The sequence below is a fragment of the Sphingomonas japonica genome, from assembly GCF_006346325.1.
In the GTDB taxonomy this organism is placed as follows: Bacteria; Pseudomonadota; Alphaproteobacteria; order Sphingomonadales; family Sphingomonadaceae; genus Sphingomonas; species Sphingomonas japonica.
This window is the reverse complement of record NZ_VDYR01000003.1, coordinates 1-17,402: the sequence shown is the minus strand read 5'-3', so window position 1 is coordinate 17,402 and position 17,402 is coordinate 1. Positions and strand designations below refer to the sequence as shown.

Annotated in this window: 16 protein-coding genes and 1 pseudogene; 11 read left to right on the top strand and 6 right to left on the bottom strand. The window is 67.0% G+C overall.

The features are described from left to right. Positions 1-3: 3 nt before the first annotated feature. Positions 4-2,283, bottom strand: coding sequence for a glycoside hydrolase family 3 N-terminal domain-containing protein (locus FHY50_RS13615; RefSeq protein ID WP_140231487.1), 2,280 nt, complete (start codon positions 2,281-2,283; stop codon positions 4-6). Positions 2,284-2,487: 204 nt separating this feature from the next. Between FHY50_RS13615 and FHY50_RS13610 the strand changes: the two genes are divergently transcribed. The 8 genes from FHY50_RS13610 (at position 2,488) to FHY50_RS13575 (ending at position 10,424) form a co-directional block, all read left to right on the top strand. Further along, positions 2,488-3,486: a LacI family DNA-binding transcriptional regulator gene (locus FHY50_RS13610; protein WP_140231486.1), complete on the top strand. Its 999-nt coding sequence runs from the start codon at positions 2,488-2,490 to the stop codon at positions 3,484-3,486. A gap of 13 nt (positions 3,487-3,499) precedes the next feature. Next, positions 3,500-4,609, top strand: coding sequence for an S-(hydroxymethyl)glutathione dehydrogenase/class III alcohol dehydrogenase (locus FHY50_RS13605; protein WP_140231485.1), 1,110 nt, complete (start codon positions 3,500-3,502; stop codon positions 4,607-4,609). 22 nt (positions 4,610-4,631) lie between these two features. Continuing rightward, a complete protein-coding gene (locus FHY50_RS13600; RefSeq protein ID WP_140231484.1) occupies positions 4,632-5,015 on the top strand; it encodes a VOC family protein in 384 nt (127 codons plus the stop codon). Further along, the gene (gene purU, locus FHY50_RS13595; RefSeq protein ID WP_140231483.1) at positions 5,012-5,872 is read left to right on the top strand and encodes a formyltetrahydrofolate deformylase; all 861 of its coding nucleotides are present in this window, start codon (positions 5,012-5,014) and stop codon (positions 5,870-5,872) included. The genes FHY50_RS13600 and purU overlap by 4 nt, the downstream gene beginning before the upstream one ends. Next, positions 5,869-6,711, top strand: a complete 843-nt coding sequence (gene fghA / locus FHY50_RS13590) for an S-formylglutathione hydrolase (RefSeq protein WP_140231482.1) — start codon at positions 5,869-5,871, stop codon at positions 6,709-6,711. Before purU ends, fghA begins: the two co-directional genes overlap by 4 nt. After that, positions 6,708-7,607 carry a CE1 family esterase gene (locus tag FHY50_RS13585; RefSeq protein WP_208402852.1) on the top strand — a complete coding sequence of 300 codons (900 nt, stop codon included), beginning with the start codon at positions 6,708-6,710 and terminating at the stop codon, positions 7,605-7,607. Before fghA ends, FHY50_RS13585 begins: the two co-directional genes overlap by 4 nt. Before the next feature lie 74 nt (positions 7,608-7,681). Further along, positions 7,682-9,205, top strand: a complete 1,524-nt coding sequence (locus FHY50_RS13580; RefSeq protein WP_140231481.1) for a TadA family conjugal transfer-associated ATPase — start codon at positions 7,682-7,684, stop codon at positions 9,203-9,205. 40 nt (positions 9,206-9,245) lie between these two features. Next, entirely contained in the window at positions 9,246-10,424 is a 1,179-nt protein-coding gene (locus tag FHY50_RS13575) for an aspartyl protease family protein (RefSeq protein ID WP_140231480.1), read from the top strand. A gap of 15 nt (positions 10,425-10,439) precedes the next feature. Here the strand turns inward: FHY50_RS13575 and FHY50_RS13570 are convergent, their stop codons facing one another. After that, positions 10,440-10,628, bottom strand: coding sequence for a hypothetical protein (locus FHY50_RS13570; RefSeq protein ID WP_140231479.1), 189 nt, complete (start codon positions 10,626-10,628; stop codon positions 10,440-10,442). Between the two features lie 67 nt (positions 10,629-10,695). Between FHY50_RS13570 and FHY50_RS13565 the strand changes: the two genes are divergently transcribed. After that, entirely contained in the window at positions 10,696-11,493 is a 798-nt protein-coding gene (locus tag FHY50_RS13565) for a class I SAM-dependent methyltransferase (protein WP_140231478.1), read from the top strand. A gap of 28 nt (positions 11,494-11,521) precedes the next feature. Here the strand turns inward: FHY50_RS13565 and FHY50_RS13560 are convergent, their stop codons facing one another. Further along, positions 11,522-12,877 carry an Nramp family divalent metal transporter gene (locus FHY50_RS13560; protein WP_140231477.1) on the bottom strand — a complete coding sequence of 452 codons (1,356 nt, stop codon included), beginning with the start codon at positions 12,875-12,877 and terminating at the stop codon, positions 11,522-11,524. A gap of 99 nt (positions 12,878-12,976) precedes the next feature. On the opposite strand from FHY50_RS13560, the gene mntR reads away from it, so the two are divergent. Further along, positions 12,977-13,417 (top strand): manganese-binding transcriptional regulator MntR, encoded by a 441-nt coding sequence (gene mntR / locus FHY50_RS13555; RefSeq protein ID WP_140231476.1) that lies wholly within the window; start codon positions 12,977-12,979, stop codon positions 13,415-13,417. Between the two features lie 33 nt (positions 13,418-13,450). Here the strand turns inward: mntR and FHY50_RS13550 are convergent, their stop codons facing one another. From FHY50_RS13550 to FHY50_RS13540, 3 genes are all read right to left on the bottom strand, one after another. Then, a complete protein-coding gene (locus tag FHY50_RS13550; protein WP_140231475.1) occupies positions 13,451-14,596 on the bottom strand; it encodes a dihydrolipoamide acetyltransferase family protein in 1,146 nt (381 codons plus the stop codon). Further along, entirely contained in the window at positions 14,596-16,668 is a 2,073-nt protein-coding gene (locus FHY50_RS13545; protein ID WP_244935379.1) for a transketolase C-terminal domain-containing protein, read from the bottom strand. The genes FHY50_RS13550 and FHY50_RS13545 overlap by 1 nt, the downstream gene beginning before the upstream one ends. A gap of 100 nt (positions 16,669-16,768) precedes the next feature. Continuing rightward, positions 16,769-17,119: a hypothetical protein gene (locus FHY50_RS13540; RefSeq protein WP_140231474.1), complete on the bottom strand. Its 351-nt coding sequence runs from the start codon at positions 17,117-17,119 to the stop codon at positions 16,769-16,771. A 189-nt stretch (positions 17,120-17,308) separates the two neighbouring features. Here FHY50_RS13540 and FHY50_RS14300 point away from each other — a divergent pair. After that, positions 17,309-17,402 (top strand): annotated as a pseudogene (locus FHY50_RS14300) (electron transfer flavoprotein subunit beta/FixA family protein); the annotation flags it as partial.

Below are 17,402 nucleotides of genomic sequence, written 5' to 3'. Positions count from 1 at the left end.
ACCTCACCGAACCAATTCGAACGTCCCCGCCGCACCGTCCTGCGCGGACGGAGCGATCCAGAACTCGAATGCGCCCGGCTCCACCGTCCGCGCCATGTCGAGCCCGATAAACTCCAGGTCCGCCCGGCGTAGCGTGAAGGTAACGCGCTGCGTCTTGCCCGGCGCCAGCCTGATCTTGCGGAACGCCTTGAGCTCGCGGACCGGCCGGGTGATGCTCGCCGCCAGGTCGCGGGTGTAGAGCTGGACGACTTCCTCGGCGGCGCGCGTCCCCGAATTGGTCACGTCGGCCGACAGCGTGATCGTGCCGTCCCACGCCATCCGGCCGCCGCCATTGTCGGGCGCGCCATAGGCGATCCGCCCATAGGTGAGGCCATGCCCGAACGCGAAGCGCGCCTGATTCGGCGCAGTGCGATAGCGCGCCTTGTATTCGACCGGCTTGTCGTCCGGTGCGGGGCGCCCGGTCGGCTTGTGCGCATAGAAATAGGGCTGCTGCCCGTCGTCGAGCGGGAAGCTGATCGGCAGCCGCGCCGAAGGGGCGACATCGCCGAACAGCATGTCCGCCGTCGCCGGGCCGCTCTCGCTGCCAAGGAACCATGTCACCGCGATCGCCTGGGCGTTCAGGACCGCGCCGGACAATTCCAGCGCGCGGCCGTTCTTGAGCAGCACCACCATCGGCTTGCCGGTCGCCGCCACCGCCTCGGCCAGCGCCTGCTGCGCTTCGGGCACGATCAGGTCGACGCGCGATTGTGCCTCACCCGAATAACCCTGCGGCTCGCCGATCGCCAGGACGATCACGTCTGCGGCGCTGGCGGCGGCGACCGCGGCATCGATCCCGCCGGGGATCGCCGCTTCCACCGCGCAGCCGTCCGTCACGCTGAGCAGCGCGTCGTCACGCAGCGCGCTGCGCATCCCGGTGGCGAGATCGACCGCCTGTTCATCGGTGCCATAGACGTTCCACGGCCCGATCAGGTCGTGCTTGCCCTGCGCGAACGGGCCGATCAATGCGATGCGCTGGCCCGATTTCCTGAGCGGCAGCACGTCGCCCTCGTTCTTAAGCAGCACGATCGACTTGGCGCCTGCCTCGCGAGCGAGCTTGAGCGCCTGCGGCGTGCGGCTGCGCGCCTTTTCGCGGGCCGGGTCGATGCGGCGAAACGGATCGTCGAACAGGCCCGCCACCGCCTTGGCCTTGAGCACCCGGCGCACCGCTTCGTCGAGGCGCTCGGCAGTCACTTCGCCCGCCGCCACCAGTCCGGGCAGATGGTCGATATAGAACCCCGACTGCATGCTCATGTCGACGCCCGCATTGAACGCCAGCTTGGTCGCCTCGCGCGCATCGATGGCAAAGCCGTGGTCGATCAGCTCGAAATCGGCGGTGTAGTCGGACACGACCATGCCGTCGAACTTCCACTCGTCGTGCAGCACCGTGTCGAGCAGCCACCGATTTGCGGTGGCGGGCACACCCGACAGTTCGTTGAACGACGCCATGAAGCTGCGCACGCCCGCCTGGATCGCCGCTTCGAACGGCGGGAAATAGATTTCGCGCAGCGTGCGTTCGGAGACGTCGACCGTGTTGTAGTCGAGCCCGCCCATCGCCGCGCCATAGGCTGCGAAATGCTTGGCGCAGGCGAGCATCGCGTCGTTCGCGGTCAGATCGTCGCCCTGGAATCCGCGCACGCGGGCGGCGGCGAACAGGTTGCCGAGCAGTACGTCCTCGCCCGATCCCTCGACACCGCGGCCCCAGCGCTGGTCGCGCGCGATGTCGACCATCGGCGCGAAGGTCCAGTCGATCCCCGCCGCCGACGCCTCGACCGCCGCGGCGCGCGCGGTGCGCCGCGCAAGCTCGGGCTCGAACGACGCCGCTTCCGCGATCGGCATCGGGAACACCGTGCGGTGGCCGTGGATGATGTCGGCAGCGAAGATCAGCGGAATCTTGAGCCGCGACTTGAGCGCCTCGGTCTGCATCCGCCGCGCCATCTCGGCCCCGTTGCCGTTGAACACGCCGGTCAGCCGCCCGCTGCGCGCCGCGGCGAGCTGGTCGTCGAAATTATTTCCCTGCGGCGGATTGAGCGCGGTCGCCGCGCTCGCCGCCCAGGCGGCGGCCATCAGCGTCAGCTGCCCGGCCTTCTCCTCGACCGTCATCTGCGCGATTAGCCCATCGATGAACGCCGGGGTTGCCGCGGAATCCGCTTGCAACAGCAGCGCACGCGCCGGGCTGGCCGCCCAGGCAAGCGTCGCTCCGGTCGCGAGCATCGCGCTGCGCCGCGAGATCGGGGTGTCGAGCATGCGTCTCTCCTGAACCTGTGGCGGACGCCTCACGCATCCTGCCGCCCTTGCCGTCGGCGTCGAATCGGCCGACCAATCACTATCATCAAGCCCGTAACCGGTTCCACGGTCTTTCGAAAACGATAAAACATGCCATGTAACGCGTGGCAGCCTATCCCGGCACCCTTCCCGCCAAGGAGCATCGACCCATCATGGCCCTCCATCATGGCTAATGTGACGATCCGGGACGTCGCTCGCGAAGCCGCGGTGTCGGTGGCATCGGCGTCGCGCGCGCTCAACGGTCACAAATCGGTCCATTCCGAGACCCGTGCGCGCATCCTCGAGGTTGCCGAGCGGCTCGCTTATGTTCCGCACGCCGGTGCCCGCAGCCTGTCGCTGTCGCGCGCGCACATCATCGGCGTGGTGCTTCCGGCGCTCCACGGCGAGTTCTTTTCGGAAATCGTCCGCGGGATGGACGGCGAGGCGGTCTCGCGCGGGTATCAGCTCCTCCTCGCCAATATGCATATGGGTTCGGAAGAGACGACCAAAGCGCTGCGCATGATGCGCGGCCGCGTCGATGGCATGGTGGTGATGGCGCCGCATGGCGATCCGCAGGAGCTGGCCGGGCACCTGCAAAGCAATGTTCCCGCAGTGATGCTCAATTGCAGCGATCCGCGCGAGCGGTTCCCCGCGCTGCTGATCGAGAACGAAACCGGCGCGCGCGCAATGACCCGCCACCTGATCGCGACCGGCTGCCGCCGGATCGTGCATGTGAGCGGGCCTAGGGGCAATATCGATGCCGACGAACGTACGGCCGGCTTCCTCGCGGCGATGGCCGAGGCCGGCCTGTCGGATCAGGCGAGCGTCATCGAGGGCGACTTCCTGGAGGAAGGCGGCGTCAAGGCCGCGCACCGCCTGATGGCAGGCGACCTGCCCGACGCGGTGTTCGCCGCCAACGACATGATGGCGATCGGATGCATGCTCGCGCTGCGCGAAGGGGGGATATCGGTGCCAGGCGAATTGTCGCTCGCCGGGTTCGACGACATCCCCGCCGCGCGCTACCTCAATCCCGCACTCACCACCCTGCGCGTCAACATCGCCGATCTTGGCGCACGCGCAATCCAGCTCGTCACCCGCGCGATCGACGGCGACGACGGCTCGGGGCCGCTCTCCACGCGCTTTTCCCCCGACCTGATGATCCGCGCAACGACGCGCCCGCTCTAGGAGATACTGCCCGATGAAGACCCGCGCCGCCGTAGCGTTCGCCGCCAAGCAGCCGCTCGAGATCGTCGAACTCGATCTCGACGGCCCCAAGGCAGGCGAAGTGCTGGTCGAGATCATGGCGACCGGCATCTGCCATACCGACGCCTACACGCTGGACGGGCTCGACAGCGAAGGGCTGTTCCCGAGCGTGCTGGGGCATGAGGGCGCGGGCATCGTCCGCGAGGTCGGTGCCGGCGTAACCAGCGTCGTGCCGGGCGACCACGTCATCCCGCTCTACACCCCCGAATGCCGCCAATGTAAGTCGTGTTTGTCGGGCAAGACCAATTTGTGCACCGCGATCCGCGCTACCCAGGGCAAGGGAGTGATGCCCGACGGCACCAGCCGGTTCAGTTACAAGGGCCAGCCGATCTTTCACTATATGGGATGTTCGACCTTTTCGAACTTCACCGTGCTGCCGGAGATCGCAGTCGCGAAGATCCGCGACGACGCGCCGTTCCAGACCAGCTGCTATATCGGCTGCGGCGTCACCACCGGGGTCGGGGCGGTGGTCAACACCGCCAAGGTGCAGGTGGGCGACACGGTGATCGTGTTCGGGCTGGGCGGAATCGGCCTCAACGTGCTGCAAGGCGCGCGGCTGGCCGGCGCGGGGATGATCGTCGGCGTCGACATCAATCCCGACCGCGAGGAGTGGGGCCGCCAGTTCGGGATGACGCACTTCGTCAATCCCAGGGACGTGTCGGGAGATATCGTCCAGCATCTCGTCGCGCTGACCGACGGCGGCGCGGACTACACCTTCGATTGCACCGGCAACACCGACGTCATGCGCCAGGCGCTCGAAGCCTGCCATCGCGGCTGGGGCACGTCGATCATCATCGGCGTCGCCGAGGCGGGCAAGGAGATCGCGACCCGCCCGTTCCAGCTCGTTACCGGCCGCAACTGGCGCGGCACCGCGTTCGGCGGCGCGCGCGGGCGTACCGACGTGCCCAAGATCGTCGACTGGTACATGGACGGCAAGATCGCGATCGATCCGATGATCACGCACGTTTTGACCCTCGACGAGATCAACAAGGGTTTCGACCTGATGCATGCTGGCGAAAGTATCCGCAGCGTCGTCGTCTACTGACCATCATCTGACAGGAGAGACCATGTTCAGCCACGTCATGCTCGGAACCGACGATATCGACGAGTCCAAGGCGTTCTATGATGCTGCCTTGGGCGCACTGGGCATCAAGCCCGGCCGTACCGACGACAAGGGACGCGTGATCTACCTCCACCCGACGGGGCTGTTCCTGCTCAGCAAGCCGATCAATGGCGAGCCTGCCTGCCACGCCAATGGCGGCACCGTCGGGTTTGCGGCCGCATCGCCCGAGCTGGCCGATGCATGGCACGGCGCGGGCCTCGCGCACGGCGGCACCGCGATCGAGGATGCGCCGGGCTGGCGATCGAACGCGTTCGGCAAGCTCTATCTTGCCTATCTGCGTGATCCCGCGGGCAACAAGATCTGCGCCATGCACCGCCCCGCCGCATGAGCGAGCCGAGCTGGATCCTGACGCTGACCTGCGACGATCGCGTCGGCATCGTCGGCGCGATCGCGGGCTTCCTCGCCAGCCGGGACGGCTTCATCCTCGATAGCCAGCAATATGCCGATCTTGAAACCGGGCGGTTCTTCATGCGCGTGGTATTCAAGAGCGGGGGGCGGCGCTTCCCACCCGACACGCCGGCGCTGATCGCCGCGTTCGAAGGGGTGGCGACCCTGCTCCAGCTCGACTGGAGCCTGACCGAGGCGTCGGTACGACCGCGCGTGGTGGTGGCGGTGTCGAAGGGATCGCACTGCCTCAACGACCTGCTCCACCGCCGCCAGACCCGCGCGCTGTCGGTCGAGATCGCTGCGGTGGTCTCGAACCACGAAAGCCTGCGCGCACTTGCCGAATGGCATGGCGTGCCGTTCCATCATCTGCCGGTCAGCGACGACCGCGAGGCGCAGGAGCGCGCGATCGAGGCGGTGATCGCCGAGACCGATGCCCAGTATCTGGTGCTCGCGCGCTACATGCAGATATTGTCACCCGACTTCGCCCGGCGCCTCGAAGGGCGGTGCATCAACATTCACCACAGCTTCCTCCCCGGCTTCAAGGGCGCCAAGCCCTATCACCGGGCCCATGCCCGCGGCGTCAAGCTGATCGGCGCGACCGCACATTTCGTCACGGGCGACCTCGACGAAGGGCCGATCATCGAACAGGCGGTCGAGCGCATCGATCACCGCGCTTCGATCGACGACATGATCCGCATCGGCCGCGACATCGAGGCGCAGGTGCTGGCGCGCGCGGTCGAGGCGATCGGCGAGCGGCGGGTATTCCTCAACGACGGCAAGACGGTGGTTTTCCGATGACGCTCGAAACGATCTCGACCAGCAAGGCGTTCGGCGGCACGCAGGGCGTCTATCGCCACGCCTCGACGGCGACCGGTACCGACATGACCTTTTCGGTCTATGTTCCTCCGCACGAGGATGGCGCCAGGCTGCCGGTGCTATGGTATCTCTCGGGCCTCACCTGCACCCATGCCAACGTCACCGACAAGGGCGAGTATCGCAGCGCCTGTGCCGAGCACGGCGTGATCTTCATCGCGCCCGATACGTCGCCGCGCGGGCCGGGCGTACCCGACGACGATGCCTATGATTTTGGGCAGGGCGCAGGGTTCTACGTCGACGCCACACAGGACCCCTGGGCCGAGCATTTCCATATGCGCCGCTATGTCGAGGACGAGCTGCCCGCGCTGATCGCCGCCGAATTTGCGATGGCGGACCTTGGCCGCCAGGGCATCACCGGCCATTCGATGGGCGGGCACGGTGCACTGACGATCGGACTGCGCAACCCCGATCGGTTCCGCTCGGTCACGGCATTCGCGCCGATCGCCGCACCGTCGCAGGTGCCGTGGGGGGAAAAGGCGCTGGGCGGGTATCTCGGGCCGGATCGCGAGGCATGGCGGCGCCACGATGCCTGCGCGATGATCGCCGACGGCGCGCGCATTTCCGACCTGCTGATCGATCAGGGCGATGCCGATCCGTTCCTTGCCGGACAGCTGCGCCCGGAACTGCTCGAGGCGGCGTGCCGCGATGCCGGCATCGCGCTGACGCTGCGGATGCAGCCGGGCTACGACCACAGCTACTGCTTCATCGCCACCTTCATGGCCGATCACGTCGCCTGGGCGGCACAGCGGCTCAAGCCATGATCGGCAGTGCGCTTTCGGTGCTGGCGACGCTCGGCGCGCCGCAATCGGGTTGTGGGACCGCCCATGCGGCCGGAGCGATGCGGATTGCCGTCTCCATCCCGGGATCGAGCCGCGACGTGCTGGTCCATCTTCCCCGCGGCTATGATGGTGCCCAGCAATTGCCGCTGGTCCTCAATCTCCACGGCAGCGGCAGTCGCGGCAGCGAACAGCTGGCCTCGTCGAAGCTGGCAGCGACCGCCGATGCGCATGGCTTCATCGTCGCCGCGCCCGACGCCGGCATCGCGCACGATCGCGGCTTTGTATGGAACATCCCCGGTGTGCCGACGGTCTCGGGATCGATCCCCGGACCCGGCGCACCCGATGACGTCGCATTCGTGCGTGCACTGATCGATACGCTGGATGCGCAGCTGTGCGTCGATACGCGCCGCGTCTATGCGACCGGGCTGTCGGGCGGGGGGCGCATGGCGTCGTGGCTGGGCTGCGCCGCTGCGGACCGGATCGCGGCGATCGCGCCGGTGGTCGGCCTTAGGGCAGGACGCGCGCTCGGCGAAGACCAGACCCGCGTCGATACGGCCAGCTGTACCCCTGCCCGCGCGGTTCCGGTGCTGAGCTTTGCCGGCGCGCAGGACCGCACCAATCCGATCGCCGGCGGGGAAGGCGCGCGCTGGGGCTATTCGATGCATGCCGCCGAACAGCGCTGGGCCGCAATCAATGGCTGCCGCGATGCGCCGTTCGTCCGCTGGATCGAGGCCGGCACCTATGCCGAGGGTTATACCGGCTGCCGGGACGGCGCCGACGTCACCGCGCACGTCGATGTCGCAGGCGAACATAATTGGCTGGTCGCCGACAATGAGGCGATGTGGGCGTTCTTCGCGCGCCACAGCCTGCCCGACTGAGGCGGCGCTTGGTTAGCATATTGTCAAACTCTCGGCGCTAGCGTCCTCCCCAAGACGAGCTTGGGGATGCGTGCATGAGTGCTTTTGGTCGACGCAATGGCGCAGGAGGCGGCGGCGGACGACCGTCGTTCGGGGTCGCCCGGCCGATGCAGGGCGGCGGACGCGCGCCCGACGCCGAACCGGGCGGCGAGCAATTCCCGCCGATCGGAAGCGTCCCGCTCCCCGGCATGGGCGATGGCGGCGAGTTGGACGCCAGCGTCAATCCGGATGCGATGCAGCGTCTTGCCGATCGTCAGGCGGCATCGGGCGACGCCGCCGCCAGTCGCATGGAAGGGTTCGAAAGCTCGATCCACCGCATCAAGGAACAGGTGCTGCCGCGCCTGCTCGAACGCGTCGATCCCGAAGCAGCGGCGACGCTCAGCAAGGACGAACTGGCCGAGGAATTCCGTCCGATCATCGGCGAGGTGCTCGCCGAGCTGAAGCTGACGCTCAACCGCCGCGAGCAGTTTGCGCTCGAAAAGGTACTTGTCGACGAACTGCTGGGGCTGGGTCCGCTCGAGGAGCTTCTCGCCGATCCCGCGATCAGCGACATCATGGTCAACGGCCCCGAACAGACCTATGTCGAGCGCAAGGGCAAGCTCGAGCTCGCCAACATCCAGTTCCGCGACGAGGAACATCTGTTCCAGATCGCGCAGCGCATCTGCAACTCGGTCGGCCGCCGCGTCGACCAGACCACGCCGCTCGCCGACGCCCGCCTCAAGGACGGCAGCCGCGTCAACGTGATCGTCCCGCCGCTGAGCCTGAAAGGCACGGCGATCTCGATCCGCAAATTTTCCGCCAAGCCGATCACGCTCGACATGATGGCAGGGTTCGGATCGATGAGTGCGAAGATGGCGACCGCGCTCAAGATCGCCGGAGCCTGTCGCTTCAACGTCGTCATTTCAGGCGGCACGGGTTCGGGCAAGACGACGATGCTCAACGCCTTGTCGAAGATGATCGACCCGGGCGAACGCGTGCTGACGATCGAGGACGCCGCCGAACTCCGGCTGCAGCAGCCACACTGGCTGCCGCTCGAGACCCGCCCGCCCAACCTTGAGGGACAAGGCGAAATCACCATCCGCGATCTCGTCAAGAACGCGCTGCGTATGCGCCCCGATCGCATCATCCTCGGCGAAATTCGAGGATCGGAATGTTTCGACCTGCTTGCGGCAATGAACACCGGCCATGACGGATCGATGGCGACGCTTCACTCCAACTCCCCGCGCGAATGCCTCGCGCGAATGGAGAACATGGTGATGATGTCGGACATCAAGGTGCCGAAAGAAGCGATTTCGCGTCAGATCGCCGATTCGGTCGATCTGATCGTCCAGGTCAAGCGCCTGCGCGACGGTTCGCGCCGCGTCACCAACATCACCGAGGTGATCGGCATGGAAGGTCCGGTGATCGTGACGCAGGAACTGTTCAAGTTCGAATATCTGGACGAAAGCGCCGACGGCAAGATCGTCGGCGAGTATCGCTCGATGGGGCTGCGTCCCTACACGCTGGAGAAAGCCAAGCAGTTCGGCTTCGACCAGGCGATGCTCGAAGCCTGCTTGTAAGCAGGCTCGCCAGCGCGGGCAGTCCGCGCTAGGCGTAGGTATGCGTTTCCTGTGGCTGGCCCTGTCGATGCTGCTGCCCGCCGCCGCCCAGGCGCCGATGGATCCGCGCGGCGTGTCGCTCGCTCGCGATGCAGAGGCGCGCTGGATCGCATTTGACCTGACGCCGGGCAACCAGATTCGCTTTGCGATGCAGGTCGACGGCAAGCCCGCGACCGCGATCCTTGATACCGGTGTCAGCTTTTCAGTGGCGTCGCGTCAGTTCGCCCGCAGCGCGGCGCTGCCCCATGCCGATGCCCCCGGGCGCGCCGCGGCGATCGGCGGTGCGGTGCCGATCCGCTGGGCGACCGTCAATTCACTGACCTTGGGCGGGCTCGAACGCACCGGCGGGCGGCTCGCCGTCGTCGATCTCGCGCCGATCGCGACCGGCAGCGCAGCCGGGGTCGATATTCTGGTCGGCAGCGACATCCTGTCGTGCTGCGCGCTCGATATCGATTACGATACGCGGCGCTTCCGGTTGCTGCCCAGCGGACGGATGCCGTTCACCGGGACCAGCGTGCCCCTGCGCATCGGTGCCACCACCCAGGTCTATATCAGCGAAGTCGTGATCGCCGGCCGCCGCATCGCCCCGTTGATCGTCGATACCGGCGACGGCTCGGCGATCACGCTGTCGCACGCGGCGTGGCAGCGTTCGGGCGCCCGTCCCAGCCGGATGACCAGCGCGATCGCGTTCGGGATCGGCGGGGCGATCGAAACCGACGTCACCATCCTCCCCCGGCTCGGCCTCGGCACCCGGATCGAGCCAAATGTCGAGCTGCGCATCGAAGGTCCGGGCGGTTTTTCCGAACGGACCCGCACCGCCGGACGGATCGGCTCGGGGCTGCTGCAGCGGTATCGCGTGCTGCTCGACCCGCGCGCCGGGCACATGATACTCGCCGCGGGTCGCCAGGCAGGCGCGATGCCGGTGCGATCGACCAGCGGGCTGCTGATCGGGCATGACCGCGGACGCTTGCGCGTGCTGCACGTCATGCGCGGCGGGCCCGCGGCGCTCGCCGGCTGGAAGACCGGCGAGCTGATCTGCACCGTCGATGGCGCGACCGTCCCACCCGATGCCGAAGGTGCGGTCGACACGCGCTGGTCGGCGGGATCGCCGGGACGCACCGTTGCGCTGGGCATGTGCGACGGCGGCGAACGCGAACTGACGCTGCGCGAATTCTACTGACCTGGGTCCGCCACCCTACCGCTCGGTGAGTGCCAGCGCGGCGAGAATCAGCGCGGCACCGATCGCCAGGAATTGGACGAACGGCCACGCTACCCAGCCGACCCGGTCGGGATCATTGCGCGTGGAGACGCGCCGCTCGGCCACGCCGCTCAGCAACGCCAGCGCCACCATCGCCGCCGCTCCGATCCAATATCGTTCTTGCATCGCCCCGCCGCTCGTCCACTATGACCGGACAAGCCTTTCGCACATTCGCAGCCTTTTGGGAGTCGTCATGCGCCAGTCCTTTCTCGCCATAGCCGCGGTAGCATTGGCAAGCTGTGCAGGCGTCGCCGCCACCGCGCCCCAGTCGAGCGAGATTGCCGCCGCGGTCGCCGCGCCGACCCGCACGCCTGCCAACGTGGCGCGGGACCGCTATCGCCATCCCGCCGAAACGCTGGCGTTCTTCGGCGTCGATCCGACCGATACGGTGGTCGAGATTTCGCCCGGCGGCGGTTGGTACACCGAGATTCTCGCGCCGCTGCTCAAGGATCGGGGCCGCTATTACGCGGCCGCCGCATTCCCCAATGGCGTCAAGGCGGTGCAGGCGCTCCAGGCCAAGGACGCCGCGACCTATGGCAAGATCGAGGTAGCTGCATTTCCCGCCGCAGCCGGTGCGCCATCGGTACCGGCCGGGACCGCCGACGTAGTGCTGACCTTCCGCAACGTCCACAACTGGCGATTCGGCGGCGCCGACCAGGCGCAAGGGGTGTTCAACGGGATGTTCGCGATGCTTAAGCCGGGCGGCACGCTGGGCGTCGTGGAACATCGCCTGCCCGAGGATCGCGACTCCGCGCTCGAGGAAAAGAGCGGCTATATGAAGACCAGCAGCGTCGTCGCCTTTGCCAAGGCCGCCGGGTTCGAACTGGTCGATCAGTCCGAGGTCAACGCCAATCCCAAAGACACTGCCGACTGGCGCGAGGGCGTCTGGACGCTGCCTCCCACGCTCAGGCTGAAGGACGCCGACCGCGCGAAATACCAGGCGATCGGTGAGAGCGACCGCATGACGCTCAAATTCCGCAAGCCGGGATGAACTGAGCGATCTTAGGGTGCCAAACGCTTCAACCCGTCCAGAAAAAACTCGACAGCAGCTTCAGGTTGAGCCCGACGATCACCGCCGCGATGATCCACGCAGCCCATTTCAGCCAGCCCGGATTGGCGAAGCTGCCCATCTTCGCGCGGCTGCTGGTGAAGGCAACCAGCGGGATCACCGCGAACGGCAGCTGCATCGACAGCACCACCTGGCTCAACACCAGTAACTGCGCCGTCCCGCTCTCGCCGTACAGCACCGCCACCGTCACGGCCGGAATGATCGCCAGCAGCCGCGTGATCAACCGACGCTGCCATGCAGGCAGCCGGATGCGCAGGAACCCCTCCATCACGATCTGACCGGCCAGCGTGGCGGTCACCGTCGAGTTCTGGCCCGAGGCGAGCAGCGCCACGGCGAACAGCGTGCTGGCGATGCCCGCGCCGAGCATCGGCGCGAGCAACTCGTACGCATCGCCGATCTCGGCCACGTCGGTGCGCCCCGCGACGTGAAAGGTCGATGCCGCCAGGATCAGGATCGCGGAGTTGATGAACAGCGCCAGCATCAGCGCGACGCTGCTGTCGATCGTCGCGAACTTGATCGCCTCGCGCTTGCCTGCATCGTCGCGGTCGAACGCGCGCGTCTGGACGATCGAGGAATGGAGATAGAGGTTGTGCGGCATCACTGTTGCACCGAGGATGCCGATGGCGATATACAGCATCGCCGGATTGGTGACGACCTCGCTGGTCGGAACATAGCCGCGCAGCACTTCGCCGATCGCCGGCTGCGACAGCGCCAGCTCGATCGCGAAGCAGCCGCCGATGATGATCAGCAGCGCGATGATGAACGCCTCGAGCTTGCGAAACCCGCGCGCCTGCAGCACCAGGATCAGCAGCACGTCGAGCGCAGTCAGGCACACGCCCCAGACAAGCGGCAGTCCGAACAGGAGTTGCAGCGCGATCGCGGTGCCGATCACCTCGGCCAGATCGCAGGCGACGATTGCGAGTTCGCACGCCACCCACAGCAGGAAACCGACCGGGCGGCTGTAGTGATCACGGCACGCCTGGGCCAGGTCACGCCCGGTGACGATGCCGAGCTTTGCCGCCAGCGCCTGCAACAGAATCGCCATAACGTTCGACAGCAGGATGACCGACAGCAGGGTATAGCCGAACTGCGATCCGCCGGCGAGATCGGTGGCCCAATTGCCCGGATCCATATAGCCGACCGCGACCAGATAGCCGGGGCCCGAGAACGCGCCGAGCTTCTTCCAGAATCGCGGATCGCGCGGGATCGCGATGGTGCGGAACACCTCGGGCAGGCTGTCGCCCGATTGAGTGCGCCAGCCGCCCGGAGCCGCCGAAGGGGTGGGAGCGGAAGGATCGGGATTCATCGGCAACTCCGCAGGGCAGAACCGGTTATATGCGTCCACTGCCAAGATTAGCCAACACTAATATTTGGCGTGCCTGCAACATTGTGCGACAGGGACGCGATGCACGACGATCGCACCGCCGCGTTGCCCGATGCGCTGGAACAGGCGCGCCGGTTCGCGCGCGTCCGATCGGCGCACCGCACCGAGACGCAGGAGGATTATGTCGAGCTGATCGCCGACCTCATCGCCGCCACCGGCGAGGCGCGCGCTGCCGATCTTGCCGAGCGGCTGGGCGTGACCCCGGCAACGGTCGCCAACACGTTGACCCGGCTCAAGCGCGACGGCCTGGTCGAGATGCGGCCCTATCGCTCGATCTTCCTGACCGATGCCGGCACCGCGATGGCCGCGCAATCCAAGGAGCGTCACGGCGTGGTCGTACGATTCTTGCTGTCGCTGGGCGTGCCGGAAGACGTCGCGGAGATGGATGCCGAGGGGCTGGAGCATCACCTGAGCGCCGAGACGCTGGCGGCAATGCGGCGGTTCAGCGGCGAGCGGGGATAGTCCACCTTTGCCCGGTGGAATTGCCCTAGCCGCTCACCCCTCCCAATTCTCCAGCGCATCGACGAACGCGGTCAGCCAGCCATTGGTCTGGTGGCCATCGACGACGCGGTGATCGATCGTCAGCGACACGAACGCCATCGGGCGGATCTGGATCGTGTCGATACCGTCCACCTCGCGCACCACCACGCGCTTTTCGAGCTTGCCGACGCCCAGGATCGCCGATTGCGGCTGCTGGATGATGATCGGTGTCGCGACCAGCGATCCCGACACGCCGTGGTTCGAGATCGAAAAGGTGCCGTCCTTCATGTCCGCCGCGCCCAGCTTGCCCGAGCGAGCGCGCGCGGTCATGTCCTGCAAGCGCTGCGCGATCCCCTCGAGCGACAGATCCTGCGCGCGGTGGATCACCGGAACGACCAGCCCCTTGTTGCCAAGCGCGGTGCCGACGCCGATGTTGATCGCGTCGATAAGCTCGAGGTGATCGGCATGCCAGCGGCTGTTGATCGCCGGCACCGCGCGCATCGCCGCCACCGACGCGGCAACCAGATAGGCGGTGTAGGTAAGCTGGATGCCCTTGTCCGCAAACGCAGCCTTGTTCGCGGCGCGGTGCGCGATGATGCGGCTGAAATCGGCCTCGAACACCGCGGTGACGTGCGGCGCGGCGGTGACGCTCGCCAGCATGTTGTCGGCGATCATCCGGCGCATGCGATCGTGCGGGACGATTAAATTGGTGCCCGGCTTCGCCTCGACATGCGCATCGACGTCGGCGCGCGTGATCCGGCCGTTGCGCCCGGTTCCCGCGATTGCAGCAGGGTCGAGTCCGCGCTCGCGCACCGCCCGCCGGACCGACGGCGACAGACGGTGCTCGCGTTCGGCGGAGATGGCCACCTGCTTGCGGACCTGCGGCGGCGGCGCAGCTGCGGAAGGTTTTTCCGCATCGGCATCGCGCGCTTGCGGATCGATCCGTCCGAGCACGTCGCCCGGCCGGGCATCGGCGTCGGTATCGAGCAGGATTTCCGATACGACGCCATCTACCGGGGCGGGGACCTCCGTGGTCACCTTGTCGGTTTCGAGCTCGACCAGCGGATCGTTCGCCTTCACCCGATCGCCGACGCGCGCGAGCCAGCTGCGCACGACCGCCTTGGTGCCCTCAAGCTCGGCCGGCATGACGATATCCATCATCAGAACGCCACCAGTTCGTCGATCCTGGCGCGGATGCGCGCGACCGACGGCACCGCCCAGTCGAGCAGCACCGGATTATGCGGGCTGGGAATGTCCGGCATCGTCAGCCGCGCGACCGGCGCGTCGAGGTCCAGAAACGCCTCGTCCGCCACCACCGCCGCGATTTCGGCCCCGAACCCGGCAGTCTTGAGATCCTCGTGCACGATCAGGCAGCGGCGCGTGCGGCGGACCGATTCGAGCACCATTTCGCTGTCCCACGGCATCAGCGTGCGCAGGTCGATGACGTCAGCCGAAACCCCCTGTGCGGCCTCCTGACAGCGCGGCGCCATCGCTCCCCAGGTCACGATCGTGATCGCGTCGCCCTCGGCCAGCTTCCTTCCCTTGCCGAATTCCAGCACATAGGCGTCGCCGGGCCACGGCCGCCGCGCCCAGGCGTCGTCGAGCATTGCCCGGTGCTCGAAAAAAATCACCGGATCGTTGCCGCGCATGGCGCCGCGCAACAGCCCCACCGCATCCTCGGCATTCGACGGCACCGCGACTTTCCAGCCGGGCTGGTGGACGAACGCGACCTCGTTGGTCTGGCTGTGCCACGGATCGCCGCATTTGAAGAAGCCGCCGGGCACGCGCAGCACCATCGGCGCGGCAAAGCGGTTGTTGGTGCGCCAGCGCATTGTCCCGCAATCGTTGATCTGCTCGGTCGCGGGCTCGGCATATTTGCGGAACTGGATCTCGGGAACCGGCATCAGCCCCGCCAGCGCCATCCCCACCGCGCGGCCGACGATCCCTTCTTCGGACAGCGACGTGTCGAACACGCGGTCGTGGCCGTATTTCTCCTGCAGGCCCAGCGTCACGGCATGGACGCCGCCCTTCGGCCCGATATCCTCGCCGAACAGGACGAGGCGCGGATTCGCTTCGAGTTCCTGATCGAGCGTGCGGCGGATCGCGGTGACCATGTTGATCCGCTGACCCTCGGGCGCCGGTTCGGCAACCGGGTCCGGCGGCGCATAGCCGTGCGTCCACTGCCCGCCCTCGACCTGCATATCGCCGTCGAAGAACACGTGCCGCGTCACCGTGTCGGGATCGGCGACCGGGCGTGCCTCGGCAGCTTCGCGCGCGGCTTCGGCCGCAGCCTGCGCATCGGCCTCGATCGCATCCCATTCACCCGGTTCGAGGACCGCGCCGACCAGATAGTCCTTGAGGCGTGGCAACGGATCGCGCGCCCATTCCGCGGCGACGGTTTCGTCGGACTTGTACGCCTGGGTGTCCTGGAAACTGTGCCCCTGCAGCCGCGGCACCTTCAACCGCAACAGCATCGGCGTGCGCTGAGTGCGGACATGATCGGTCGCCTGCCCGATCAGCCGCGCCGCCTCGGCAGGGTCGGTGCCGTCTCCGGTCAGGATCGTCAGCCCGCCAAAGCTCGCCAGATTGGCGGCGATGTCGCCGCCGGGGGTCTGGTACGACGACGGCACCGAGATGCCATAGCCATTGTCCTCGATGAAAAAGAGCATCGGCAGCTTCTGCGTCGTCGCAATCGTCAGCGCCGCCCAGAAGCCGTTGGTCGCGACCGACGCCTCGCCGCCCAGCACGACCGCGATCGCGGCGTCGTACGCCGGGTCCTTCAGCACCGAACGATGATATTCGATCGCCTGCGCCCAGCCCGCGGTCGGCGTATATTGCGCCCCCACACCGCCGCACATCGGCAAGGCAGACGCGCCGTGCGGATTGGGATAGTTGAACACCACGCCGATGTCGCGCCCGTCCGAATAGCCCCCGGCGCGCGCCATCGACGACCCCAGCGCATCGGCGACATCGACGCCCAGCGCCAGCAGCATCGGGCGCGACCGGTAATAGCCGCAGGCGGCGTCGCGGACATCGGTCAGCCGCAACCCCAGCATGACCTGCGCCATGTCGTGCCCGCGCGCCGAAAACTGATAGAGCACCTTCTTTTCGGGGACGAGCCGCTCTTCCTCCATCGCGTCGAGCGCGCGCGACAGCTGGACGTGATAGGCGATCTTGCGCCAGTCCCATGCCGGATCGGGAGCGTTCGGGGCATGGATTGCAGGCTGGATCACTGGCGAAATCGCTCCTCGAAATTGCTCGGCCGGCCGTAATTCCTCGACCGGCCGGACGGGGAATTCCTATGGCATCCGCCTGTCGATCGCAAATGCGGCATCAGCGGCTGGCGATCCGCGAAAGATGCACGGTCATCCGCAACAGCACGAGCAGGATCGCCGCTGCGAAGCCGGCAAGCGCGAGGATGGCATAGATCAGCGCGTCGAGCTTGGCGGCAAGCCGGTCGTCCCGGCTGGCCGGGGCTGGCCCGGCGCCAACCAGCCGCCCCTCGCTTGGTTCGGCGACGGGGGTATCGGGTGGATATTCCGCCCGCTCGACTGCGCCTGGCGGCTGGATCGCGCTTTCGAAAGCTTGGTCGGACACCGAAGCGATCGACGTCAGCAGCGCCATCGTCGCGAGGCCGCTCAGCACCAGCAGCGCAACGCGGCCGATCCAGTCGACCGCCCTCATGCGGCGGGCCGGTGGACGGGGAAACAGGCGGCGAACAAAGGCACGTGGGCGATATAGCGACCGGACCGGCATTTTCCCAACGCGGCAGCGATTTCCCGACCTTGGGTTCAACTCTGGATTCTCGGGCACCGTTGTGCTTAAGCATTCGCCATTCCCGATGTTCGAAAAGTGCCTTCCAGGAGGTTGGATATGAAATTGCTGGTCCCGGTGAAGCGGGTATTGGATTACAATGTGAAGCCTCGGGTGAAGGCGGACGGGTCTGGGGTTGATCTGTCGAATGTGA

Coding starts and splice junctions, on each gene's coding strand:
- FHY50_RS13615 (WP_140231487.1), bottom strand. CDS start 2,283: ATGCTCGACACCCCGATCTCGCGGCGCAGCGCGATGCTCGCGACCGGA.
- FHY50_RS13610 (WP_140231486.1), top strand. CDS start 2,488: ATGGCTAATGTGACGATCCGGGACGTCGCTCGCGAAGCCGCGGTGTCG.
- FHY50_RS13605 (WP_140231485.1), top strand. CDS start 3,500: ATGAAGACCCGCGCCGCCGTAGCGTTCGCCGCCAAGCAGCCGCTCGAG.
- FHY50_RS13600 (WP_140231484.1), top strand. CDS start 4,632: ATGTTCAGCCACGTCATGCTCGGAACCGACGATATCGACGAGTCCAAG.
- purU (WP_140231483.1), top strand. CDS start 5,012: ATGAGCGAGCCGAGCTGGATCCTGACGCTGACCTGCGACGATCGCGTC.
- fghA (WP_140231482.1), top strand. CDS start 5,869: ATGACGCTCGAAACGATCTCGACCAGCAAGGCGTTCGGCGGCACGCAG.
- FHY50_RS13585 (WP_208402852.1), top strand. CDS start 6,708: ATGATCGGCAGTGCGCTTTCGGTGCTGGCGACGCTCGGCGCGCCGCAA.
- FHY50_RS13580 (WP_140231481.1), top strand. CDS start 7,682: ATGAGTGCTTTTGGTCGACGCAATGGCGCAGGAGGCGGCGGCGGACGA.
- FHY50_RS13575 (WP_140231480.1), top strand. CDS start 9,246: ATGCGTTTCCTGTGGCTGGCCCTGTCGATGCTGCTGCCCGCCGCCGCC.
- FHY50_RS13570 (WP_140231479.1), bottom strand. CDS start 10,628: ATGCAAGAACGATATTGGATCGGAGCGGCGGCGATGGTGGCGCTGGCG.
- FHY50_RS13565 (WP_140231478.1), top strand. CDS start 10,696: ATGCGCCAGTCCTTTCTCGCCATAGCCGCGGTAGCATTGGCAAGCTGT.
- FHY50_RS13560 (WP_140231477.1), bottom strand. CDS start 12,877: ATGAATCCCGATCCTTCCGCTCCCACCCCTTCGGCGGCTCCGGGCGGC.
- mntR (WP_140231476.1), top strand. CDS start 12,977: ATGCACGACGATCGCACCGCCGCGTTGCCCGATGCGCTGGAACAGGCG.
- FHY50_RS13550 (WP_140231475.1), bottom strand. CDS start 14,596: ATGATGGATATCGTCATGCCGGCCGAGCTTGAGGGCACCAAGGCGGTC.
- FHY50_RS13540 (WP_140231474.1), bottom strand. CDS start 17,119: ATGAGGGCGGTCGACTGGATCGGCCGCGTTGCGCTGCTGGTGCTGAGC.